Consider the following 21,943-nt stretch of genomic DNA (forward strand, 5'->3'; position numbering starts at 1 on the left):
GGATAGAAGCGGTGCCCGGAACAAACGCATATTTTCGTGCGATTGGTGCGCTTGACGCACGAATCGCACTGAGCGCACGACATCAAGGGAGGGTCGCTTACGCGGGCGCGCTGGCGGGAAGCGCGTCGGGCGCGCGCATTTCCGTCAACAACTGAAGGAAGAAGCGCGCGGCGGAAGACAAACCGCGTCCGCGCCGCTGGAGGACGCCCAGCGTGCGCCGGATCGGCGGATCGACCAGCGCGACGCTCGTGAGCGCTTTGTGCGGACCGCGCGGCATGGCGAGCCGGGGCACGACGCCCACGCCCAGTCCCGCTTCGATCAGGCTCACCAGCGCGGGCACATGGCGCACCTCGCAAAACCATTTCGGGCGGCCGGCCACACCGGCCAGCGCTTCGTCGATGACCGCGCGATTGCCGCTGCCCTGCGCGATCGCCAGATAGTCGAGGTTGACGAGTTCCGCCCACGCCACGGATTTGCGTTTCGCGAGCGGGTGGCTGCGCGGGCAGGCGAGCACGAACGGGTCGTCCAGCAGCGGCGTGAATTCGATGTCCGGCTCCTGGGTGCCGACGTAGGTGAGGCCGAAATCGGCTTCGCCGCGCGCGACAGCGAGAAACACCATCGACGAAGGCTCGTCGATCAGGCGCAGGCGAATGCCGGGGTAACGCTGGTGATAGACCGCAATGGCTTCCGGCAGGAAATAGCGCACCGCCGAGGGCACGCACGCGATCGTGAGTTCGCCTGTCATCTTGCGCGCGAGATCGTCGAACTCCAGCATCGAGTTGTCGACCTCGTTGAGGATTCGGTGCGCGCGCTCCAGAAAGCCCCGACCGACGATGGTCAGGTCCATCTTGCGCGTGGTGCGCTCGAAAAGCCGCACGCCCAACGCCTCCTCAAGCTTCTCGATGCGACGCGACAACGCCGATGGCGACAGATGCAGCGTGTCGGCGGCGGCGCGAAAGCTGCCCAGGTCCGCTGTCGCGACAAAGGCGCGCAAGTCCGAAATCTCGAAGTTCATGCCAGTGGCCACGCAGGAGGGAAGAGGCGTTCAGTGTCGACGCGCTGCCGCGCGCTGTCAATTCGTGCGTGAGGCACACGAATCGGCAGATCACCGCAAACGGTGACAATCAATGTCGGACTGCTGATTAACGTTGCGCTCGGCGTGTCGGCGCGCTACGCGTTCGCATCGCCGCTGCGGGCAATGCCGGTCTCGATGCCGGCCAGAATGAGGTCGATGCCCGCCAGGAATTGCTCGCGGTCGTCGTGCCCGGCCAGCATCGTCGCCACTTGGCGCACGAACGGGTGCTCCACCGGGTCGAGTTGCGCCCATTTCGCCGCGACGCTTTCGAGAATCGCCACCCGGTCCATGCCGTCCTCGCAAGCGCGGGGCCGCGAAGCGTACTGGCCCGCAAGACCGAGAATGAAGCTCATGAGGGCCGTGGCCGCGTTGAACTGCGCGTGCTCGGGCACACCCAGCGCCTGGACCTGCCCGCCTATGCCTTCCAGAATGCGCAGGACCGCGTACTGCCACGGATCGCGCGATAGCTGCCCGCCCACCCAGGGGTGCGCGTCGATGGCGTCGAACACGCCGAGCGCGAGTGCGCGGATCGCGTCCTGCGGCCGGGGCAGGCTCACCGCCTCGGTCAGCACGGCCGCGATGATCTGGTCAGTGGCTGCCGCGAGCAGTTCTTGCTTGTCGGCAACGTGCCAGTAGAGCGCGCCGCTGCCGGTCGCGAGGCGCGCCGCCAGGGCGCGGAAAGTCAGGGCGTCCTCGCCGTCCTGGTCGAGGATCGCGATCGCCGCCTCGACGATCCGCTCCTTGGTGAGCGCGTCGGCGCGCCGTCTGGTCCGAATTTCCGTAGTCATGGGCGTAGCTTGACACGCATGGAACATTGTTCCAAACTATTTTTTCCATGGAACAACGTTCCATACTCAATGGAAGAAGCTTTGATGGCGACCCCAGTGACCTTTACGCCCCCAACCACCCCCGTCACGATTGTCGGCGCGGGACTCGGCGGCCTCGTGCTCGCGCGGGTGCTGCACCTGCACGGCATTCCGGTGACCGTCTACGAGGCGGAGCCGTCGGCGCAAGCGCGCACGCAAGGCGGTTTGCTCGACATCCACGAGCATGACGGGCAGGCCGCGCTCGCGGCGGCCGGGCTCACCGAAGCATTCCGCGCGATCGTTCACGCAGGCGGCGAGGCCACGCGTGTGCTGGACTCGCAGGGCCGGGTGCTGTTCGAGGAATCAGACGATGGTACGGGCGGGCGGCCGGAGGCGCCGCGCGGCGAACTGCGGCGCATTCTCATCGAGTCGCTGCCGCCACAGACGATCCGGTGGGGGAAGAAGCTCAGCCACGTCACGCCGCTCGGCCAGGGCGAGCATCGGCTGAGCTTTGCCGACGGATCGAGCGAGGTCAGCCGCCTGCTCGTCGGCGCCGATGGCGCGTGGTCGAAGGTCAGGCCGCTGCTCTCCGGGGCGCAGCCCGAGTATGTCGGCACGTCGTTCATCGAAACCTGCCTGCACGACGCCGATGCGCGGCACGCTCCGGCGGCGGCGGCCGTAGGCGGCGGGGCGCTGTTCGCGCTCGCGCCGGGCAAGGGGATCTTCGCGCACCGGGAACCCGGCGCGGTGCTGCACGCGTATATCGCGCTGAAGCGCCCGCTGGCATGGTTCGACGCCCTCGACTTCGCCGACGCCGCGAGCGTGACGGCGAAAGTCGCGGCCGAGTTCGACGGCTGGTCGCCCGCGCTCAGGGCGCTCATCACCGAGGGCGAGGCCGCGCCGGTCCTGCGGCCGCTCCATATGCTGCCGGTCGGCCATCGATGGAGTCGCGTGCGCGGGGTGACGCTGCTGGGCGACGCCGCGCACCTCGCGCCTCCGGCGGGCGAGGGCGCGAACCTCGCCATGCTCGACGGCGCGGAGCTTGGGGCGGCGATTGCGGCGCATCCCGGCGATGTCGAGACCGCGCTCGCCGCGTACGAAGCCACGATGTTCGCGCGCAGCGCGGCCGCCGCCGCGGATTCCTGCGCGACGCTTGAACTGTGCCTCGACGAGCGCGCGCCGTTGAGCCTTGTCGACTTCCTGGGCGGCGTGGCGGGAACACAGCAGGCATCGCTTCGGGAGCCGTCCGCGTGAGCCATGACGTCGTCATTGCAGGGGGCGGCCCGGTCGGCCTCTTTCTCGCTTGCGAGCTTCGCCTGGCGGGCGTCACGGTGCGGGTGCTGGAGCAGGCCGAAGACCCGCGCGCCGCGTTGAAGCGTCTGCCGTTCGGCATGCGTGGCCTCTCGGCGCCCACCCTCGAAGCGTTCCACCGTCGCGGCTTGCTGGACGACATCACGAGGTCGCAACGCGCGAAGCACGACACAGGCGGTGCGCCACCCGGCGCGCACTGGATGCAGCAGGCGCGCCGCCCCGCGGGCCACTTCGCCGGTATCCCGTTCTTTCACGAGGCCATCGACGCCTCGCAGTGGCCGTACCGGTTGCCCGGCCCGGCCGGTACCCGCATGGCGGTTGATATGGAGTCCCTGGAAACGGCGCTCGCGGCGCGTGCGCACGCGCTGGGCGTGGAGATCCGGCGCGGCCTCGCGGTCGAGGGCTTCGATCAGTCCGGAGACGGCGTGAGCGTGCACGCCGGTGGCGAGACGTTCCACGCGCGCTGGCTGGTGGGTTGCGACGGTGGGCGCAGCACGGTCCGCAAAGCGGGCGGCTTCGCGTTCGCGGGCACCGATGCCGAGTTCACCGGCTATTGCGTCGAAGTCGAACTGGCTCAGCCGGACCTGCTCGAACCCGGCCGCCATTACACGCCGACGGGCATGTACACGTTTGCGCGTCCTGGAACGATCGCGATGGTCGATTTCGACGGCGGCGCGTTCCACCGTACCCGTTCGATTCCGCTCGACCACGTGCAGGCCGTCCTGCGGCGGATCTCCGGCATCGACGTCACCTTGACCGCCTTGCACCTCGCCGCGACATGGACGGATCGCGCACGGCAGGCGACGGCTTACCGCGCGGGCCGCGCGGGTCGCGTATTGCTGGCGGGCGACGCCGCGCACATCCATTCCCCGCTGGGTGGCCAGGGGCTCAATCTGGGCCTGGGCGACGCGATGAACCTGGGCTGGAAACTGGCCGCGACGATACGCGGCGACGCACCGGCGGCCCTGCTCGACAGCTATGAGCGGGAGCGGCATCCCGTCGGTGCGCAGGTGCTGGACTGGTCGCGCGCCCAGGTCGCCCTGATGCGCCCGACGCCCAGCACGCGCGCGCTCGAAGCGATCATGCGCGATCTCGTCGGCACGCGCGACGGCGCGACGTATTTCGCCGAGCGCGTGTGGGCGGTGTCCCTGCGCTACGACCTCGGGGGCGACCATCCGCTCGTTGGCCGCAGCGTTCCCGACTTTGCGTTGGCGGACGGGACGACCGTGGGCGAGCGGCTCAGAACGGGCTCGGGCCTGCTGCTGGACTTTGATTCGCGTCCGTCGCTCGAAGCGCTTGCAAGCCGTTGGCGCGGCCGCATCGCGTATGTGGCGGGCGACGTCAAGCAGCGCCTCGGTCTGAATGCGCTGCTCGTGCGCCCTGATGGCTTCGTCGCCTGGGCCGCCGACGATGCGCCGAGGCCGGAGGCCCTGGCCGAAGCGGCCGAGCGGTGGTTCGGCCAACCCGCGTGACCGGTTTGCGGCTTGTGGCGCTTAGAGCGCGGCCTGGGACGTTTGGGCAGTACGCGCAGTTTGCGACGTTTGGGACCAGCCGCCGCCCAGCACCTTGTACAGCGTGACCTGGTTCGACAGCTTCGCCAACTGGTCGGTGACCAGTTGCTCCTGCGCGGTATAGAGCGTGCGCTGCGCGCTCAGCACCGTGAGGAAGCTGTCGGTGCCGGTCCTGAAACGCGCCTGCGCAAGATCGTAGTAGTCCTGAGCGGATTTCACATAGTCGCGGTCCGCCGCGACCTGATCGTCATAGGTCGCACGGCCCGCCAGCGCATTCGACACTTCCTTGAACGCCGTCTGGATCGTCTTTTCGTAGTCGGCCACGTCGATGTCCTTTTCGATCTTCGCGACGTCGAGCGAAGCCTTGTTGCTGCCGTAGTCGAAGATCGGCATCGTGATCGTCGGCGCGAACGTCCACGCGCCCGTGCTCGCCTTGAAGAGTTGCGACAGGCTCGTGCTGGCGGTCCCCGCCGTGGCGGTCAGCTCGATCTTGGGAAAGAACGCCGCGCGCGCGGCGCCGATGTTCGCGTTGGCCGCCTTCAGCGTGTGCTCGGCCTCGATGATATCGGGCCGCCGCGCGAGCAGATCGGACGGCAAGCCCGCGCCGATGTCGGCGAACATGGCGTCGCTCTCCAGCAGCGTGGGGCCGCCGCCGCCGAAGTCGTCGGGCAGCGGGCAGCCGATCTCGGCGACCAGATTGTTGCGGTCCTGCGCCACGGCGCGTGTGTACGAGGCCACGCTCGCACGCGCGCTGGCAAGCGAAGTCTGCGCCTCGCGCACGTCCTGCAACGACGCGCTGCCGATCTTCATCATGCTGACGGTCAGGTCATAGGTGCTCTGGTTGGCCGTGGCGGTGTCGGTCGCGACTTTCAGCAAGGCCTCGTCGGACAGCAGTTGCAGATAGTCGGTCGCCACGTCCGCCACGAGCGATAGCTGCGTGCTGGTGCGCGACGCCTGGGTCGAGAGATAGGTTTCCAGCGCCTGACGCTTCAGGCTGCGCAGCCGCCCGAAGAAGTCGATCTCCCACGACGTCGTGCCGACCGAGACGGTATTCGAATGGCTCACCGCGCCGTCGCTGCGCGTGTTCGTGAGCGAGCCGCCCGCGTCGATCGCGGGCGCGAGCGCCGCGCGCGTGATGCGGTACTGCGCCTCGTATTCGGCCACCTGCAACGCCGCGACCCGCAGGTCGCGATTGTGGTCGAGCGCGAGGGCGATCAGCTTTTGCAGGCGCGCGTCCTTGAAGAAGTCCTGCCAGCCGACATCGGGCGCGAACGATGAAGCGTCGGCCGGGGTTGCCGGTGTTGCCGATGCGCTCGTCGCGTACGCCTCGCCCGTGGGCCATGCGGCGGCGACGGGGGAGGCCGGCCGTTGATAAACGGGGTCGAGGGAACAGGCGCTCAGCGCTATTGCACAGAGCGCGCACAGAAGCTTCACTTTCATTCCGGATCCTTTGCGGGCTGTGCTGCGCCGCCATGCTCGTTGAACAGCCTGCGCACGACGATGAAGAACACGGGCACGAAGAAGATGGCGAGCGCCGTTGCCGCGATCATGCCGCCCGCCACGCCGGTGCCGATCGCATGGCGCGCGGCCGAGCCCGCGCCGGTGCTGATCACGAGCGGAAACACGCCGAACACGAAGGCGAGCGACGTCATGAGGATGGGCCGCAAGCGCTGGTGCGCGGCTTCGAGCGTGGCTTCCACGAGGCCGTGGCCCTGTGCCTGGAGATCCTTGGCGAATTCCACGATCAGGATCGCGTTCTTCGTCGCGAGACCAATGGTCGTCAGCAAGCCGACCTTGAAGTAGACGTCGTTCGAGAGCCCGCGCATATGCGCGCCCAGCAAAGCGCCGAGCACGCCGATCGGCACCACGAGAATGACCGCGATCGGCACCGACCAGCTTTCGTACAGCCCGGCAAGACACAGGAACACCACGATCAGCGAGATGGCGTACAGATACGTCGCCTGCGAGCCCGCGAGCACCTCCTGATACGACTGCCCCGTCCACTCGATGCCGAACCCGGCGGGCAACTGTTTCGCGAGGTTCTCGACGGCGCTCATCGCCTGGCCCGTGCTCACGCCGGGTGCGGGCTGTGCGCTCATTTCCATCGCGAGTTCGCGGTTGTAGCGTTCGATCTGCGGCGGCCCGAACGTCCAGCGCGTTTTCGCGAATGCGGAGAACGGCACCATCTGCCCGTCGTAGTCCGTTGTCGATGTTGAGGATGACGAACTTGATGAGGAACTCGACGACGACGAATCCGCCCGCACGTACCACTGCCCGATGTCGCCGGGCATCATGCGGTACGGTGCGTCGGCCTGCACGTAGACCTTCTGGATGCGCCCCGTGTCGATATAGTTGTTCACGTACGACGAGCCGAACGCGGTGGAGAGCGTGGAATCGACGTCGGCGATCGACAGCCCGAGCGCGCTGGCCTTCTCGCGGTCGATATCGACATAGAGTTGCGGCGTGTCTTCGAGACCGGCGGGACGCGTCATCGCCAGCAACGGATCTTTCGCGGCCAGCGCGACGAACTGATTGCGCGCCTTCAGCAGCTTGTCATGCCCCTGGCCCGCGCGGTCCTCGATCTCGAAGTCGAGGCCGCTTTGCGTGCCCAGGCCGTGAATGGCCGGTTCGTTCATCACGAAGATCTGCGCGTCGCGGTTGCCCGCGAAGGCGGCATTCGCGCGGCCGATCACGGCCTGGGCGCTGTCGTTTGAACCGCGCTGGCTCCAGTCCTTCAACTGCACGAAAGCGAGTGCGTTGTTCTGCCCCTGCCCGTTGAAGCTGAAGCCGTTCACGGCCATCACATGCGAGACCGCCGGTTGCTTCAGGAAGTACTGCTCGACAGCAGCCACGGTCTTGAGCGTTTTCGAAGACGGCGTGCCGACCGGCGCCGAGATCGACACCATGATCGACCCCTGATCTTCCTCGGGCAGATACGACGAAGGCAGCGTCACGTACAGAATGCCGACCACGCCCGCGATGAGCGCATAGCCCAGCATCCAGCGCACGGGCTTCGCGACCACGCCCGCGAGCGAGGCGCTGTAGCGCGCGTTGCTCCGCGAAAAGAGCCGGTTGAACGCGCCGAGCAGGCCGCGCTTTTCCTGGTGCGCCACGGCGGCCGGGCTCAGCAGGCTTGCGCATAGCGCGGGGGTAAGCGTCATGGCGAGGAACACCGAGAGCACCATGGCGGAAACGATCGTGACCGAAAACTGCCGGTAGATCGCGCCGGTCGAGCCGGAAAAGAAGGCCATCGGAATGAACACGGCGGTGAGCACGGTCGTCACGCCCACGAGCGCGCCGGTGATCTGGCTCATGGCCTTTTTCGTCGCCGCCTTCGCGTCGAGTCGTTCCTCGGCCATGATGCGCTCGACGTTCTCGACGACGACGATCGCGTCGTCCACGAGCAGGCCGATCGCGAGCACCATCGCGAACATCGACAGCACGTTGATCGAGAAGCCGATCACCGACATCACGCCCAGCGTGCCGAGCAGCGCGACCGGCACGACGATCGTGGGAATCAGCGTCGCGCGCAGGTTTTGCAGGAACAGGTACATCACGAGGAACACGAGGATCACCGCTTCGAAGAGCGTCTTCATGACCTCCTCGATCGAGATCTTCACGAACGGCGTGGAATCGTACGGGTACGCTATCGCCACGTCCTTGGGCAGTTGCGGCTGGAGTTCGACGAGCTTCGCGCGCACGGCCTTCGCAACCGCCATGGCGTTCGCACCGGTCGAGAGCTTCACGGCCAGCGCGGCGGCCGGCTTGCCGTCGAGGCGCGACGACGTATCGTACGAGTCGCCGCCCACCTCCACGCGCGCGACGTCGCGCAGCCGGACCTTGGAGCCGTCGGTGTTCACGCGCAGGAGGATGTCGCCGAACTCCTGGGGCGTGGTCAGCAGGCTGGAAGACGAGATCGTGGCGTTGATTGCCTGGGAGTCCGTAGCGGGTGCGCCGCCCAGTTCGCCCACCGAGAGCTGCACGTTCTGGTTGGTCACGGCCGTCGTCACGTCGGACGCGGTGAGGCCGACACTGCGCAGCTTCACCGGATCGAGCCAGATCCGCATGGCGTGCTGTGCCCCGAACAGCGTGACGTCGCCCACGCCGTTGATCTGCGTGAGCGGGTCTTCGAGCTGCGTGGCGATGACGTTGCCGAGATCGATGGAGTTGAGCGAGCCGCCCGGCGACGACAGCGCGACGATCATGAGGAAGTCGCTCGACGCCTTCGCGACCTGCACGCCTTGTTCCTGCACGGTTTCGGGCAGGGACGCGCTCGCCTGGGTCACCTTGTTCTGCACCTGCACCTGGGCGATGTCCGGATTGGTGCCGGGCTTGAAGGTCAGGTTGATGGTCGCCTGGCCCGCACCGCTGCTCGTCGACGACATGTAGAGCAGATTGTCGATGCCGGACAGCTTCTGCTCGATCACCTGGGTGACGGTCTTGGCGACCGTGTCGGCGGACGCGCCCGGATAGGTCGCGGTGACCTGCACCGAAGGCGGCGCGATGGTCGGGTATTGCTCGATCGGCAACGTCGTGGTTGCGGCGCCGCCGATCAGCATGATCACGATGGCGATGACCCACGCGAGAATGGGGCGCTGGATGAAAAAACCTGCCATGCGTCCTCCTTACGACGCGGCCACGTGGACCGCCACGCCCGCCTGGACCTTCTGGAGCCCGCTGACGATCACGCGGTCGCCCGCTTTCAGCCCGCTCGTGACGATCCACTGGTCGCCATAGGCGCTGTCGGCGCGCACCGCGACCTGCTTCGCGTGCCCGCTTGCGTCGACCACCCAGACGCTCGCGCCGCCGTCGGAGGCGCGCGTGACCGCGAGCTGCGGCACGAGCAGCGCGCTGGCGCTTTCGCCCTCGTCCAGTTGCGCGCGCACGAACATGCCGGGCAGCAGTTCGCCTTCGGGGTTCGGGAAGATCATGCGCAGCGTGACCGAGCCGGTCGTCGCGTCGACGGTGATGCCGGAAAACTGGAGCACGCCCGCGTGGGCGTACGGCGTGCCGTCCTCCATCACGAGCTGCACGGCCGCGCCGCTGCCCGCGTGCTTGAGGCGGCCCGAGGCGAAGGCCTGGCGCAGCCGCAGCCAGTCGGCGCTCGAACGCGTGACGTCGAGGTACATCTCGTCGTACGCGTGAATGGTCGCGAGCGCCGTGGTCTGGTCCGCGGTCACGAGCGCGCCTTCGGTCACCGAGGAAGCGCCGATGCGCCCCGAGATCGGCGCCGTGATGCGCGTGTAGCCGAGGTTGATGCGCGCCGATTCGAGCGAGGCGCGATCCGCGAGCACATCGGCCTCGTCTTCACGCACGGCCGCGATGGCGTCGTCGTTGTCCTGCGCGCTGACGGCGTTGATCTTCACGAGCTGCGCGTAGCGATCGGCCTTCGTTTTCGCGGAGGCGAGCGTTGCCTGCGCTTTCGCGAGCGTGCCGCGCGCCTGGTCGTAGGTCGCCTGGTAGGTGGCCGGATCGATCTGGTAGAGCACCTGGCCTGCCTTCACGTCGGAGCCTTCGGCGAACAGCCGCTTCTGCACGATGCCGCCGATCTGCGGACGCACGTCGGAGACCTTGAGCGACGAAAGGCGGCCGGACAGTTCGGCCGTCATCACGATGCGTTGCGGCGCGAGCGTTTTGACGCCGACGTCGACGCTTTGCGCCACGGGCATCTCGGCGCCGTGACGTTGGCAACCGGCGATCAGGATGGCGGATGAGCAGACGAGTGCGGCGGCAAGCCGGCGCGTTTTCCTCTCCCACCCAATGCTTGAATGATTGAGTTGCGGCATAGATTCCATCAAATGGTGGACGTTGAAGCGCCTGGCCGGCATGCGGGCAGGCGCGAAGCGGTAGCGAGCGGCTTCGTGAAGGATTCGCAACGGAGAAACGCACGAAAGCCAGGGTGAGGCCGGCGAAGCAGGTCCGGCCTGTTCACTCGGACTACTAATCGATAAGGCGCGTGCGATCCGGTGAACCCTGGCACGCCGATATTGGAGGAGGCGCCGGGGCGCAGCGTCGCAGCCGGTGAATGCCGCGTCTTGCTCAGGCCCCGGCTTGCGAGGTACGCATCACGGTTCGAGCTTCGATTCCATACTCCCGCCTCTATAACTAAACTGTACGGTATGGTTTATAATGGAACGATGGATCGCTGTCAATCGAATGACCCGCCTTCGCGGCCGCATGAATGTTTCAAAGCATGACCGGCGCGGCGGCTTGCATGAATGCACGATGTGTACGCACAAGCGTTGCGTCATGGCGGGTCGGGACTGGAGACTGTATGAGAAAGAAAACGGAAGAAAAGCGCCAATCCATTATTGACGCTGCCCTGGAGGTGTTCCGGGAGGTCGGCTTCGAGCAGGCCTCGATGGCGGAAATCGCCGCACGTTCCGGCGCGTCGAAAGCGACGCTCTACAGCTATTTCGAGTCGAAAGACGTGTTATTTGCTGAAACAATGACGAGCCGTGCCGGAACGGAGATACGGGACGCATTCGATCAACTGACGCTCGACGTTCCGCTACGCGACGCGCTGGCGTCGTTCGGGCAGCACTACCTGGCGGCCGTGCTGCAACCCTCGTTTCTCGCGACGCGCCGCCTTTGCTTTCAGGAGGTCGACCGCTCGAACGTAGGCCGGACCTTATATGAAGCGGGGCCGCGCCGTGGCTTGATGCACGTTCGCGACTTCCTGGCCGGTGCGATCGAGGCGCGCACCGTTCGCCGTTGCGACCCGGAAGTCGCGGCGCGCCATCTGCTGGCGCTGCTGGAGGCCGAACTGGTCGAGATCGCGACGCTGGGTTATGAGGTGAAAGCCACGCGCGCGAAACTGCTGCCGGTCGTCACCCGCGCGGTGGAGGTCTTTCTCGCGGCGTATGCCACGCCTCACGCGCAGTGATGCGTCACGTCTCCCATGGTCACTGTGCGGAGGCTGCTGCGGGCATATAAGCTCCGAATCATAAATCTCAGAATGAGATTGATGACTGTTGTGTATTTCCTGTTTGAGATATATGATCCTGTCGGGTGGGCTTACGGCCCGGCAAGGGCGAGGGCCGTCGGCTCGGGACCATTTGAATCGAAACGATTCGATTCGAACTCAGCGGACGCACCGGTCGCGTCAATCATGATCGTGCAGGCAAACGCAGCGAGGACTTATGAACGCACAGCACGTGCAGCATTTCTTGAAAGCGCTTGGTGTCGAAAAGCCCATCATTCAGGCGCCAATGGCCGGTGTGACGACGCCCGCGCTCGCCGCGGCGGTGTCTAACGCGGGCGCGCTGGGTTCGATCGGTCTGGGTGCGATGAATGCCGCGGACGCGCGCAAGGCCATCGCAGCGACGCGTGCGCTGACCGGCAAGCCGTTCAACGTGAATGTCTTCTGCCACAGCCCGGCGGCTGCGAACCCGCAAACGGAGGCCGCGTGGCTGAAGTGGCTGGAGCGCCACTTCTCACGCTTCGACGCGACACCGCCTGCGCAGCTCAAGGAGATCTACACGAGCTTCGTTGTCGATCCCGATATGCAGCGCGTGCTTCTCGAAGAACGCCCGGCGGTCGTGAGCTTCCACTTCGGGCTGCCCGACGCGTCGGTGATCAAGGCGTTCAAGGAAGCGGGCATCGTTGTGCTGGCAAGCGCGACGAGCCTTGACGAAGCACGGCAGATCGAAGCGGCGGGCGTGGATGCGATCGTTGCGCAAGGCATCGAGGCCGGTGGCCATCGCGGCGTTTTCGATTCGACCGGGCGCGACGAACTGCTGGGCACGTTCGCCCTCACGCGCCTGATCGCGACGCAGTGCGGCCTGCCGGTTATCGCCGCGGGCGGGATCATGGACGGCGCGGGCGTGGTTGCCGCGCTGGCGCTGGGCGCGAGCGCCGCGCAACTCGGCACGGCCTTCGTGGCGTGCGCCGAAACCTCGATCGACGAAGGTTATCGGCGCGCGCTGCTTGGTGAAGCTGCCGCGCATACCGTGTTCACGCGGGCGATTTCGGGTCGCCCGGCGCGCTCGATCGTCAATGCGTTTACCGAGCTTGAGCATGAAGACGGGTATCCGCAGGCGTTGCCGGCCTATCCCATCGCCTACGATGCGGGCAAGGCGCTGAACGCGGCGGCGAAAGCCAAGGGGGTATACGACTACGGCGCTCAATGGGCGGGACAGGCGGCGCCTTTGGCGCGCGCGCTGCCGGCGGCCGAACTGGTCGAAACGCTCGTGGCCGAGATGCACGCCGCGATAGCCGAACTCCAGCGCTTGAATTAAGGCTTCACAGCTTGTGTGAATGGCGCGGATGTCGTAGCGGCTTCCTGCATGGCGCGAGCGGCGTGAGATGAACCTCGCCGCACGCGCCCCTCACCTCTGTTACTGGCTCGGTAACAGACGCACGAGTTCATCGAACGCCGCGCTCTGGTACGACGCTCGCGAAACGAGGTAGGTGTCGATATCGCAGATCGGGCGGCTCTGGATCGTGGCGGAAGCGGGGACCGTGGAAAGCACGGACTTCGGCAAGACGGCAACCGCGGTGCCGGCCGCAACGGCCGCGTAAATCGCGTGGTAAGACGCGTACTCGATGATTCGCGGACGGAAGCCTTCCGAATCGGCCTGCGCTTCCAGCCATTGTTCGGCAATGCGCCGATACGTGCAGCCCGCCGCGAAAGCCGCGAGCGGATAGCGGTCCGAGGATTGCGCGAACTGCGCCAGGTCGAGCCGGCCGGGCGCGACGAGCAGCAGTGTTTCCCGGAACGCCCGCACGGCCGCCAGGCCCGTATCGCCTGAAGCGAATTCGGCGTCGGCGCGCTCCGCGGTTTCCGCCACAAACGCGCAATCCAGCCGGCTCGCGCGCACGTAGTCGAGGAGCACGCGAGTCGTGCCCGTGAGGACTTCGAGGCTCACGTCGGGCCACAGGCTCTGATAGGCGCCGAGGATCGCCGGCAGACGCGCTGCCGCCGTGCTTTCCATCGAGCCGACTCGCAGGCGTCCCACCGGCGTGTGGGACTGCATGGACTGACGCGCTTCCTCCGCGAGCGTGAGCATGCGCTGGGCGTAGCCCAGAAACCGCTGGCCCTCGGCAGTCAGGGTCATGCGCTTGCCGTCACGGGAAAAAAGCTGAACCTTGAGCTCATCTTCCAGTTGCTTCACGCGCGTCGTGACATTCGACTGAACGCGGTTCAGGAGGTGAGCGGCACGCGTGACGCTGTTCTCTTTCGCAACGGTGCTGAAAATTTCGAGGTCTAATAGGTCCATCTGAGAGGTCCATCTGAGGCCTGTCTGCGGGACGGGATCGCAGGAGAGGAAAGCGCCACAATTATCTCATTTTGAGAATGTCGGCGCAAACTGGATCTCGGTGCAGCACGCCTTTCCCTCAACAACATCTCACCACGAAACTCCATGGCATCCGTTGAAGACGATATCGCGAGCCGCGTGTTCTCGCCCTCGAGGTTGTCGATCGGTCTGTCCTTGCCCGTGCTGCGCCAGCAGTCGGACATCGCGGACTTCCGCGAGCAGATCGAGATTGCCCGCCATGCCGATGCCGCCGGGTTTCGCGCGCTATGGGTGCGCGACGTGCCGCTCAACAGCGCGGACTATCCCGATCCGGTCGGGCATCTGGACCCGTGGGTTCTGCTCGGCGCGCTTGCGGCCCACACGAAGCAGGCCGCGCTGATTAGCGGCGCCATCGTGCTGACGCTGCGGCACCCGTTGCATATCGCCAAGGGCGCGGTTTCCGTGAGCCATCTGTCCGGCGGGCGCTTCATATTGGGGCTCGGCTCGGGCGACCGGCCTCCCGAGTACGCTGCGTTCGGGCAGGACGCCGAGCAAAGGCGCGATCTGTATCGCGAGCACTGGGGCACCGTGGCCGCCGCGCTCGCCCCTGTTGCGCGCGTGATTCCCGATCTCGCGCCGCCCGGCGCTCCTGAGTTCTTCCTGTTGCCGCGTCCCGCCGCTCAGGTGCCGATGCTCGCCGTGGGCTCGGGCGGTCAAAGTGTCGACTGGATCGCTCGCCATGCCATCGGCTGGATGACCTACCACCGCGAGCCCGACGTGCAGCGCGCGCGCTACGCCATGTGGCGTGCGGCGGTGGAGCGTTCCGCAGCGGGTGCGTTCCGTGCGTTCGGCGCGGCCATGCGCCTCGAGTTGAGCGAGCAGGCGAACGAGCCCGCAACACCCGTTGCGCTCGGCTATCGCACAGGACGCCTCGCGCTCGTGGACCTGCTGCAAGCCATGCGCGAGGCGGGCACGCATCACGTGACGTTCAACCTCGCCACGCAGCGCCCGGCGCGGGACGTGCTCGACGAACTGGCCTCCGAGGTGCTGCCTCTCTTTCACGGCCTTTGAGCGCGCCAGGCGGCCTCTGGCGCATGTCGTGGCCGGTTTTGTCAGCAAATCGGCCGGTTTGACCAGTCCGCCCGTGTGCCGTTCGCGCTAGGATCGCCACCACGTGGCCTGGACGCATCACCGGCATGGGCCGGAACCCTTTTCAGCGGCCGACGCGCTCCCCGGCGCGCCGCGCAAGACAAATCATCAAGGACTCCAAATGAACAAGGAAGTCGTGGTCGTGGGCGGCGTGCGTACCGCCATCGGCAAATTTGGCGGCAGCCTCAAAGACGTGGCGCCGACCGAACTCGGCGCGCTCGTCGTGCGCGAATTGCTCGCGCGCAGCAAGGTGGAAGCGAAGGACGTGGGCCATGTGGTGTTCGGCAACGTGATTGCCACGGAGCCGCGCGACTTCTACCTCTCGCGCGTTGCGGCCGTCAATGCGGGCATTCCGGCCGAGACGCCCGCTTTCAACGTGAACCGTCTGTGCGGTTCGGGCTTGCAGGCGATCGTCTCCGCCGCGCAAACCATTCTGCTCGGCGACGCCGACGTGGCAATCGGCGCGGGCGCCGAGAACATGAGCCGCGCGCCGTACATCACGACCGATGCGCGCTTCGGCGCCCGCATGGGCGACGCGCGCCTCGTCGACATGATGTTGGGCGCGCTCAACGACCCGTTCCATACCGTGCCCATGGGCGTGACCGCCGAAAACGTGGCGGGCCGTTACGGCATTACGCGCGAGCGCCAGGACAACCTCGCGCTGGAGTCGCATCGCCGCGCGGCGCGCGCCATCGCCGAGGGCCGTTTCGCAAGCCAGATCGTGCCGGTCACGCGCACGGTGAAAGGGCGCGAAACGGTGTTCGACACCGACGAGCATTTGCGCCACGACGCCACCATCGACGACTTCGCGAAGCTCAAGCCGGTGTTCGCCAAAGAGAACGGCACGGTGACGGCGGGCAACGCCTCCGGCATCAACGACGCGGCGGCGGCCGTCCTGCTGATGTCGCGGGAAGCGGCCCAGGCGCGCGGCCTCGCGCCGATGGCGCGGCTCGTCTCTTACGCGCACGCGGGCGTGGACCCGCTCTACATGGGCATCGGTCCCGTGCCCGCCACGCGGCTCGCGCTGCAACGCGCGGGGCTGTCCGTTGCGGACCTCGACGTGATCGAGTCGAACGAGGCCTTCGCGGCCCAGGCCTGTGCCGTGACGCAGGAACTGGGACTCGACCCGGAGAAGGTGAACCCCAATGGATCGGGGATCTCGCTCGGCCATCCGATTGGCGCGACCGGCACGCTCATTACCGTGAAGGCACTGCACGAACTCAAGCGCATTGGCGGCCGCTACGCGCTCGTCACGATGTGCATCGGCGGCGGCCAGGGGATCGCCGCCATTTTCGAAAACGTCCAGTAATTCCACTTACTTTGGCGCGCGTTTCATCGCGCGGAGACTATATCGATGCAAATCGAAACATTGGGAGTCGTCGGCGCCGGGACCATGGGTGCCGGCATCGCGCAGGTCGCGGCCCTCGCCGGCCTGCACGTGATCATGGTGGACGTGACCGAGGCGGCGCTCGACAAAGGCATCAAGGCGCTGAAGGGCAGCCTTGAGCGCCTCATGGCGAAAGAGAAGCTGGATGCGGCGGCGCGCGACGCCGCGCTCGCGCGCATCGAAACCACCACGGACTATCAGCGCCTGGGTGCTGCCGGTTTGATCATCGAGGCGGCGACGGAAAACCTCGATCTGAAACTGCGGATCCTGAAGCAGATCGAAGCGGTCGCACGGCCCGAGGCCATCATCGCCTCCAATACGTCGTCGATCTCCATCACCACGCTGGGCGCGGCGCTGGCCGATCCGTCGCGGTTCGTCGGGATGCACTTCTTCAATCCGGTGCCGTTGATGCCGCTCGTCGAGATCATCGCCGGTCTCGCAACCGGCAGCGAAGCCGTGCAGGCGGTTCGCGAACTGACCGAGCGCCTCGGCAAATCGCCGATCAGCGTGCGCAATGCGCCGGGCTTCGTGGTCAACCGTATTCTCGTGCCGATGATCAACGAGGCGTTTTTCCTGCTCGCCGAGGGCGTGGCCCCGGCCGAGGATATCGATACGGGCATGCGGCTGGGCGCGAATCACCCGATCGGGCCGCTCGCGCTTGCCGACCTCGTCGGGCTCGACGTGTGTCTTTCGGTCATGGACGTCTTTCTCAAGGACTTCGGCGATCCAAAGTACCGGGCTTGCCCGCTGCTGCGCGAACTGGTGGCCGCGGGACGTCTGGGCAGGAAGACGGGACGGGGCGTATACGACTACGCTTGACACGAAGCGCCGGGGAACCGGCGCTTTTTTGTTTGGCAGGTGATTTAGCGCGGGTTCACGCGCGCTGCGCGTAGACGTTGCACCAGCCGTCTGCCGCAACGGCCTTGCCGGGGAACATCGGGCACGGGCCCGCCGCCTCGCCGGCCGCGCCCGTGTAGAAGCGGCAATTCGCGCAACGCTGGCCTTTGGCGTACTTCGGAAATTTGGCGGCGTCCACGCTGCCGGCGTTGGCGCGATAACCGAGCGACTTCGCCGTGGTGTCGCTTTCGTCGACGAGGGCGGGCGCGGCGAATGCGCGTCCGCCCGTGGCGAGCGCGGCGCACAGACCGGCGGCATGGAGGATGAAGGTTCTGCGATTGCGGGTGTTCATGCGGGTTTCCAGGGTGAGAATGCTGATGTTTCGTGCTGCCAGGTTTTCTTCAACGCTTAATGGCGAGGCCCGGCGTTGAGCGGCGTGGTTGATGACTGCGCGGTGTCGGCGCTCAGCTTGGCGTTGCCTGCGTCATAGCCATTCGTATAGAGCAGGAACGCCATCAGGTCCGCGTATTCCTGATCGGTCATCTTGCCGGGTCGGTCGGCCGGCATGTTGGTCGACATGTACTGGTAGATGCCGCCTATCGTCAGATGCGAATTCGCCGCCGGTGCGAACGCCGGTCCGCTCAGCGCGGGCGCGGTGATGCCTTCGAGCTTCTCGCCGTGGCATTTTGCACAGGAGTCCGCATAAAGATGCTCGCCGTGAACGACCTGATCGTGGTCGAATGCGGGCGCGCTGCCGCCTGTCGTCGCGGCATGCACGGGTACGTGCGCGGCGCTTGCCGCAAGCGCGATGGTGAGGGCGATATGGGTGAGTCGGATATTCATGGTCATACGTTCCAGTAAAAGCAGGGGACGCCGCGCCCGCAAGCCCGGCGTGCGCGGCGGATAACAGGAGGCGTGCTCAGCCCCGGACAAGTCCGAATACGTAGACGTTGTCTTTCGGTGTGCTGACAAAGAGATAGTCACCGTTGACGATCGGCGTCGCCTCGAAGCTCTGGCTCAGTTTGGCGGGAAACGGGTAGCGCCATGCCTGTTTCAACTGGCCCACGTTGGAAGCGTCGATCCGCTTGAGCGGCGAATGCGACTGGCCGTTGTAGCTGCGGGAGTCGGTGAGCCAGCCCGGATCGCTTGGGGCGCGGGTCAGGCGGTCGCAGGTCACGGGCGGATAGTCCGGAGCGGCATCCACCGGACCGGCGTTCAGGGTCGTCGCCGTGTCGACGACCATTGCGCAGGTCGTGAGCCGGCTTGCCGCCGCCGAGCGTCTCTTCATCTTCGTCTCCTGGGTATTGATGGGTGCACGGCCGGCAAGCGCTCCGGTCCGGGTGTGCAACCGTCATTGCAAGTCGTGTGCCATTTGCCGCGAAGCGTTGCGCGCCGGGCGATGCGGGCGCGACGGGCGAATTGTCCGGCCGCCGCCAAGGTGCACCGGCGAGGCCGATGTGTTGCATCCGGGTACAGGCCGGGTACAGGCGAAAACAACAGATGTTGGCGAATGTGACAGTGCTTCGCCGGCGGCGTGTGGCTTCACGTCGCCGCGCGGGCGCGTTTGCCGTGCCGGGCCGGCGTCCTCGCAGGTCGGCATGGCCCTTGCTTTGAAGAACCCGGCCGCAACTTCGATGCGGTACTTCGACCCAATCTCAAACAAGGAGACATGTCATGCAGTGGACCCCCCCCTCGTACACCGACCTGCGTTTCGGCTTTGAAATCACGATGTATATCGCCAACCGCTGAGCGCGCGTCAGCGCGCCGCCCGCGTGGCCATCAAGGCGAGGCGGGCGGCGCGTCGCGAGAACGATCATGAAGATCAGGATACGGATCAACGCGCCACCGGACGTGGCGCTTCCAATCGAAGACATCGCATGATCGACCGGCTCGACACGTTGCCGAGCGGCACGCGCAGGCTGCTTACGCCTGTCAAGAACACGAAACAATACGAATGCGATTCTTGTCCCGCATTCCGTCGAACGCGCGCAGGTGCGCGTGCACGAGATACATGGGAATCCGAAGGAATCAGATTCGCGACATTGCCTTCGATCATGTCCGGTCGCTCCCCGATGCGGTGAAAAAAAGCATGGCTCCTATGAATCCGATGCTGCCCGATGCCGTCAGTGGCGTGCCGTTGCGCCCGTGTTTGCGCGTCATGTACCGCTTGCAGTGGGAAGCGGATCAGGGCGTGTATGTGCTGCTCTATCCGGAAGGGCGGGTGAAGCTCAATGCGGGCGCGGCCGAGATACTCGCGCGTTGCGACGGCGTGCACGAACTCGACCAGATCATTGGCGAGGTGGAGCGCCTTTTCAGTTCGACCGAACTCGCGCCGGACATCTACCGTTTTCTCGATCACGCGCGGCTGCGCGGCTGGCTCGACTGAAAACGCGCAGCGCTGCGAGCGACGCTCGTCGTGATCGAAAGAGAACTGTTAGCTGTCCTGTTTGATGACATCAAGATTGCCCGGCTGCAACGAAATGCAACACCTGTCCTGATTCGTGTTGCATCTTCGCGGCGGCCCCAAAGCACTGAAAAAGCCGCGCAAACCCTTGTGCAGCAACGATTTGTGCGGTGCTGGCACAAGGTTTGCAATCAAGCGTGGCCTGGCAGGCCAAGGCCCGTCCGGGCGCCCGGCGTACTTGCCAGTTTTCGACCGCTCTCACAAATACACATGGAGACAACAATGAACGAACGTGTAGTTTCGGCATTCCGCAAGACGTCATGGGGAATCGGGCTTGCCACGGCCGCCCTGATGAGCGGCGGCATGGCCTACGCGGCCGCCGATTATCCGGCCGTTACTTTCGACCGGCTGACCAAGGCGCAGAGCGATACGGGCTGGCTGACCTACTATCGCACCTATGACGGCCAGTCGCATTCGCCGCTCAAGCAGATCAACCAGGCGAACGTCGCGAACCTGAAGCAGGCCTGGGCGTACAAGTTCCCGGACGAACTGAAGCAGGGCTTCGAGGCCACGCCGATCGTCAACGGCGACTATCTGTTCGTGACCACACCCAAGGACAACGTCTACGCCTTCAATGCGAAGACCGGCGAGCAGCTCTGGAAGTTCGAGCCGAAGCTCGGGCCGGAGTCGTTCAAGACGGCCTGCTGTGACGTGGTGAACCGTGGTGTCGCGCTGTACGGCAAGAACGTCTACGTCGCGATGCTCAGCGGCGAAGTGGCCGCGCTCGACGCGCAAACGGGCAGCCTCGTGTGGCAAAAGCAGATGTTCGATCCGGGCCAGGGGTATGCGTTTTCGCTCGCGCCGCTCGCGCTGAACGGGTCGATCGTGGTCGGCACGTCGGGCGGCGAATATGGCATTCGCGGCTATATCGCGGCGCTGAGCCCCGAGGATGGCTCGATCCAGTGGAAGCGCTACACGATTCCGGGCAAGGGCGAGAAGGGCAGCGAGACCTGGCCCGACGGCATGCAGGACCACGGCGGCGGCGCGGCATGGCTGACCGGCACCTACGACGTCGGCTCGAACACGCTCTACTGGGGCGTGGGCAACCCTGGTCCGTGGCTGGCCGCGCTGCGCCCCGGCGACAACCTGTACTCCGACTCGCTGCTCGCGCTCGACCCGAAGAACGGTTCGCTCAAGTGGCACTACCAGTACACGCGCGGCGACACGTGGGACTATGACGGCGTCAACACGCCGATCCTCGCGAAGATCAAGTACCACGGCAAGGACTACGATGCCATCGTCCACGCGGACCGCAACGGCTTTTTCCACGCGATCGATCGCGAGACCGGCAAGCTGATCTACGCCAAGCCGTTCGTCAAGGCCGATTCCGTGACGGGCTACACGAAAGACGGCCAGCCGATCGCCGACCCGAGCAAGTTCCCCAAGGCCGGGACGACGATCGAAACCTGCCCGAGCTTCCTGGGCGGCAAGAACTGGTGGTCGGTGTCGTATGACCCGGCCCGTCATATCGCCGTGGTGCCCACCCTGCACGCGTGTATGAGCCTCTCGGGCAAAGCGGTGAGCTACATGGAAGGCCTGCCGTATCTCGGCGAAGGCTTCGAGATCAAGCCGGAACCGGGCAGCGAGGGCTATGGCGAACTCCAGGGCATCGACGTGAACACGGGCAAGAAACTCTGGAGTCACTGGACGAAGATGCCGTGGAACGGCGGCGTGGCCACCACGTCCAGTGGCCTTGCGTTCAGCGGCTCGCTCGACGGCCATCTGTACGCATTCGATACCGCAACCGGCAAGATTCTCTGGACCAGCCCGCAACTGGCGAGCGGCGTGATTGCGCAGCCTTCGGTGTTCGAGGTGGATGGCAAGGAGTACGTAGCGGTGCTGGCAGGCTACGGCGGCGCCAACCCGATCTGGGGCGGCCCGATGGCCGACGTGGCGAAGGACGTGCCGCGCGGCGGCACGCTCTACGTGTTCGCGTTGGGCCAGGACTGATTGCGTCCTGCGCCGCGCCCTGTCGCCAACAGGGCGCGGCGAATTCGCTTCGGCCCGAACGTCTCGCAGAGTCGCGCAACGACTCGACTGTCGTCTTCGTTCCGGGCCTTCGCCAGCGGCCACGACGCCGCCACGCTCCACCTGAAAGCAGCGCCGCCGCTCATTGCCGGCTTCCGACAATGGGCCGGTGCGCCGCACCCCACGAATTCAATCT

17 protein-coding genes and 2 pseudogenes are annotated in these 21,943 nt (G+C 66.0%); 10 read left to right on the forward strand and 9 right to left on the reverse strand.

Annotated elements, in window-relative coordinates; genetic code table 11:
• Positions 1-97: 97 nt before the first annotated feature.
• The gene (locus C7401_RS39335; protein WP_112177451.1) at positions 98-1,015 is read right to left on the reverse strand and encodes a LysR family transcriptional regulator; all 918 of its coding nucleotides are present in this window, start codon (positions 1,013-1,015) and stop codon (positions 98-100) included.
• Between the two features lie 155 nt (positions 1,016-1,170).
• Positions 1,171-1,863, reverse strand: a complete 693-nt coding sequence (locus C7401_RS39340; RefSeq protein ID WP_112177452.1) for a TetR/AcrR family transcriptional regulator — start codon at positions 1,861-1,863, stop codon at positions 1,171-1,173.
• 84 nt (positions 1,864-1,947) lie between these two features.
• Between C7401_RS39340 and C7401_RS39345 the strand changes: the two genes are divergently transcribed.
• Both C7401_RS39345 and C7401_RS39350 read left to right on the forward strand, forming a co-directional pair.
• Positions 1,948-3,135 (forward strand): FAD-dependent oxidoreductase, encoded by a 1,188-nt coding sequence (locus C7401_RS39345; RefSeq protein ID WP_112177477.1) that lies wholly within the window; start codon positions 1,948-1,950, stop codon positions 3,133-3,135.
• Positions 3,132-4,664 carry an FAD-dependent oxidoreductase gene (locus tag C7401_RS39350; RefSeq protein WP_112177453.1) on the forward strand — a complete coding sequence of 511 codons (1,533 nt, stop codon included), beginning with the start codon at positions 3,132-3,134 and terminating at the stop codon, positions 4,662-4,664. Before C7401_RS39345 ends, C7401_RS39350 begins: the two co-directional genes overlap by 4 nt.
• Positions 4,665-4,685: 21 nt before the next feature.
• Here the strand turns inward: C7401_RS39350 and C7401_RS39355 are convergent, their stop codons facing one another.
• From C7401_RS39355 to C7401_RS39365, 3 genes are read right to left on the reverse strand one after another with little or no spacing between them, the layout of a single operon-like run.
• Positions 4,686-6,143, reverse strand: a complete 1,458-nt coding sequence (locus C7401_RS39355; RefSeq protein WP_112177454.1) for an efflux transporter outer membrane subunit — start codon at positions 6,141-6,143, stop codon at positions 4,686-4,688.
• Positions 6,140-9,319: an efflux RND transporter permease subunit gene (locus tag C7401_RS39360; protein WP_112177455.1), complete on the reverse strand. Its 3,180-nt coding sequence runs from the start codon at positions 9,317-9,319 to the stop codon at positions 6,140-6,142. The genes C7401_RS39355 and C7401_RS39360 overlap by 4 nt, the downstream gene beginning before the upstream one ends.
• Before the next feature lie 9 nt (positions 9,320-9,328).
• Positions 9,329-10,489, reverse strand: coding sequence for an efflux RND transporter periplasmic adaptor subunit (locus tag C7401_RS39365; protein ID WP_181565813.1), 1,161 nt, complete (start codon positions 10,487-10,489; stop codon positions 9,329-9,331).
• A gap of 488 nt (positions 10,490-10,977) precedes the next feature.
• Here C7401_RS39365 and C7401_RS39370 point away from each other — a divergent pair, with 488 nt between their 5' ends.
• Both C7401_RS39370 and C7401_RS39375 read left to right on the forward strand, forming a co-directional pair.
• A complete protein-coding gene (locus C7401_RS39370; protein WP_112177456.1) occupies positions 10,978-11,589 on the forward strand; it encodes a TetR/AcrR family transcriptional regulator in 612 nt (203 codons plus the stop codon).
• A 256-nt stretch (positions 11,590-11,845) separates the two neighbouring features.
• Positions 11,846-12,943: an NAD(P)H-dependent flavin oxidoreductase gene (locus C7401_RS39375; protein WP_112177457.1), complete on the forward strand. Its 1,098-nt coding sequence runs from the start codon at positions 11,846-11,848 to the stop codon at positions 12,941-12,943.
• A 99-nt stretch (positions 12,944-13,042) separates the two neighbouring features.
• On the opposite strand, the gene C7401_RS39380 is transcribed toward C7401_RS39375, so the two are convergent.
• The gene (locus C7401_RS39380) at positions 13,043-13,924 is read right to left on the reverse strand and encodes a LysR substrate-binding domain-containing protein (RefSeq protein WP_112177458.1); all 882 of its coding nucleotides are present in this window, start codon (positions 13,922-13,924) and stop codon (positions 13,043-13,045) included.
• 144 nt (positions 13,925-14,068) lie between these two features.
• Between C7401_RS39380 and C7401_RS39385 the strand changes: the two genes are divergently transcribed.
• The 3 genes from C7401_RS39385 (at position 14,069) to C7401_RS39395 (ending at position 17,297) form a co-directional block, all read left to right on the forward strand.
• Positions 14,069-15,013, forward strand: coding sequence for a TIGR03571 family LLM class oxidoreductase (locus C7401_RS39385; RefSeq protein ID WP_112177459.1), 945 nt, complete (start codon positions 14,069-14,071; stop codon positions 15,011-15,013).
• 199 nt (positions 15,014-15,212) lie between these two features.
• Positions 15,213-16,400 carry a beta-ketothiolase BktB gene (gene bktB / locus C7401_RS39390; RefSeq protein WP_112177460.1) on the forward strand — a complete coding sequence of 396 codons (1,188 nt, stop codon included), beginning with the start codon at positions 15,213-15,215 and terminating at the stop codon, positions 16,398-16,400.
• A 45-nt stretch (positions 16,401-16,445) separates the two neighbouring features.
• Positions 16,446-17,297: a 3-hydroxybutyryl-CoA dehydrogenase gene (locus C7401_RS39395; RefSeq protein WP_112177461.1), complete on the forward strand. Its 852-nt coding sequence runs from the start codon at positions 16,446-16,448 to the stop codon at positions 17,295-17,297.
• Between the two features lie 55 nt (positions 17,298-17,352).
• On the opposite strand, the gene C7401_RS39400 is transcribed toward C7401_RS39395, so the two are convergent.
• The 3 genes and pseudogenes from C7401_RS39400 to C7401_RS39410 all read right to left on the reverse strand — a co-directional run.
• Positions 17,353-17,667, reverse strand: a complete 315-nt coding sequence (locus C7401_RS39400; RefSeq protein WP_112177462.1) for a high-potential iron-sulfur protein — start codon at positions 17,665-17,667, stop codon at positions 17,353-17,355.
• Between the two features lie 56 nt (positions 17,668-17,723).
• Positions 17,724-18,086, reverse strand: a pseudogene (locus C7401_RS39405) (c-type cytochrome); the annotation flags it as partial.
• A gap of 151 nt (positions 18,087-18,237) precedes the next feature.
• Positions 18,238-18,603 (reverse strand): annotated as a pseudogene (locus C7401_RS39410) (PQQ-dependent dehydrogenase, methanol/ethanol family); the annotation flags it as partial.
• Between the two features lie 386 nt (positions 18,604-18,989).
• Here C7401_RS39410 and pqqA point away from each other — a divergent pair.
• The 3 genes from pqqA to C7401_RS39425 all read left to right on the forward strand — a co-directional run bounded on the left by pqqA (position 18,990) and on the right by C7401_RS39425 (position 21,729).
• Positions 18,990-19,064 carry a pyrroloquinoline quinone precursor peptide PqqA gene (pqqA, locus tag C7401_RS39415; protein ID WP_111939409.1) on the forward strand — a complete coding sequence of 25 codons (75 nt, stop codon included), beginning with the start codon at positions 18,990-18,992 and terminating at the stop codon, positions 19,062-19,064.
• Between the two features lie 349 nt (positions 19,065-19,413).
• Complete coding sequence (gene pqqD, locus C7401_RS39420; RefSeq protein WP_112177463.1) at positions 19,414-19,701, forward strand: pyrroloquinoline quinone biosynthesis peptide chaperone PqqD; 288 nt, start codon at positions 19,414-19,416, stop codon at positions 19,699-19,701.
• Between the two features lie 300 nt (positions 19,702-20,001).
• On the forward strand, positions 20,002-21,729 hold the full coding sequence (locus C7401_RS39425; protein ID WP_112177464.1) for a methanol/ethanol family PQQ-dependent dehydrogenase: 1,728 nt from the start codon (positions 20,002-20,004) through the stop codon (positions 21,727-21,729).
• Positions 21,730-21,943: the final 214 nt, after the last annotated feature.

It is taken from the genome of Paraburkholderia unamae, from assembly GCF_003268775.1.
In the GTDB taxonomy this organism is placed as follows: domain Bacteria; phylum Pseudomonadota; class Gammaproteobacteria; order Burkholderiales; family Burkholderiaceae; genus Paraburkholderia; species Paraburkholderia unamae.

Coding starts and splice junctions, on each gene's coding strand:
- bktB (WP_112177460.1), top strand. CDS start 15,213: ATGAACAAGGAAGTCGTGGTCGTGGGCGGCGTGCGTACCGCCATCGGC.
- C7401_RS39365 (WP_181565813.1), bottom strand. CDS start 10,489: ATGCCGCAACTCAATCATTCAAGCATTGGGTGGGAGAGGAAAACGCGC.
- C7401_RS39395 (WP_112177461.1), top strand. CDS start 16,446: ATGCAAATCGAAACATTGGGAGTCGTCGGCGCCGGGACCATGGGTGCC.
- C7401_RS39340 (WP_112177452.1), bottom strand. CDS start 1,863: ATGACTACGGAAATTCGGACCAGACGGCGCGCCGACGCGCTCACCAAG.
- pqqD (WP_112177463.1), top strand. CDS start 19,414: ATGAATCCGATGCTGCCCGATGCCGTCAGTGGCGTGCCGTTGCGCCCG.
- C7401_RS39370 (WP_112177456.1), top strand. CDS start 10,978: ATGAGAAAGAAAACGGAAGAAAAGCGCCAATCCATTATTGACGCTGCC.
- C7401_RS39345 (WP_112177477.1), top strand. CDS start 1,948: ATGGCGACCCCAGTGACCTTTACGCCCCCAACCACCCCCGTCACGATT.
- C7401_RS39400 (WP_112177462.1), bottom strand. CDS start 17,667: ATGAACACCCGCAATCGCAGAACCTTCATCCTCCATGCCGCCGGTCTG.
- C7401_RS39360 (WP_112177455.1), bottom strand. CDS start 9,319: ATGGCAGGTTTTTTCATCCAGCGCCCCATTCTCGCGTGGGTCATCGCC.
- C7401_RS39355 (WP_112177454.1), bottom strand. CDS start 6,143: ATGAAAGTGAAGCTTCTGTGCGCGCTCTGTGCAATAGCGCTGAGCGCC.
- C7401_RS39375 (WP_112177457.1), top strand. CDS start 11,846: ATGAACGCACAGCACGTGCAGCATTTCTTGAAAGCGCTTGGTGTCGAA.
- C7401_RS39385 (WP_112177459.1), top strand. CDS start 14,069: ATGGCATCCGTTGAAGACGATATCGCGAGCCGCGTGTTCTCGCCCTCG.
- C7401_RS39425 (WP_112177464.1), top strand. CDS start 20,002: ATGAACGAACGTGTAGTTTCGGCATTCCGCAAGACGTCATGGGGAATC.
- C7401_RS39335 (WP_112177451.1), bottom strand. CDS start 1,015: ATGAACTTCGAGATTTCGGACTTGCGCGCCTTTGTCGCGACAGCGGAC.
- C7401_RS39380 (WP_112177458.1), bottom strand. CDS start 13,924: ATGGACCTATTAGACCTCGAAATTTTCAGCACCGTTGCGAAAGAGAAC.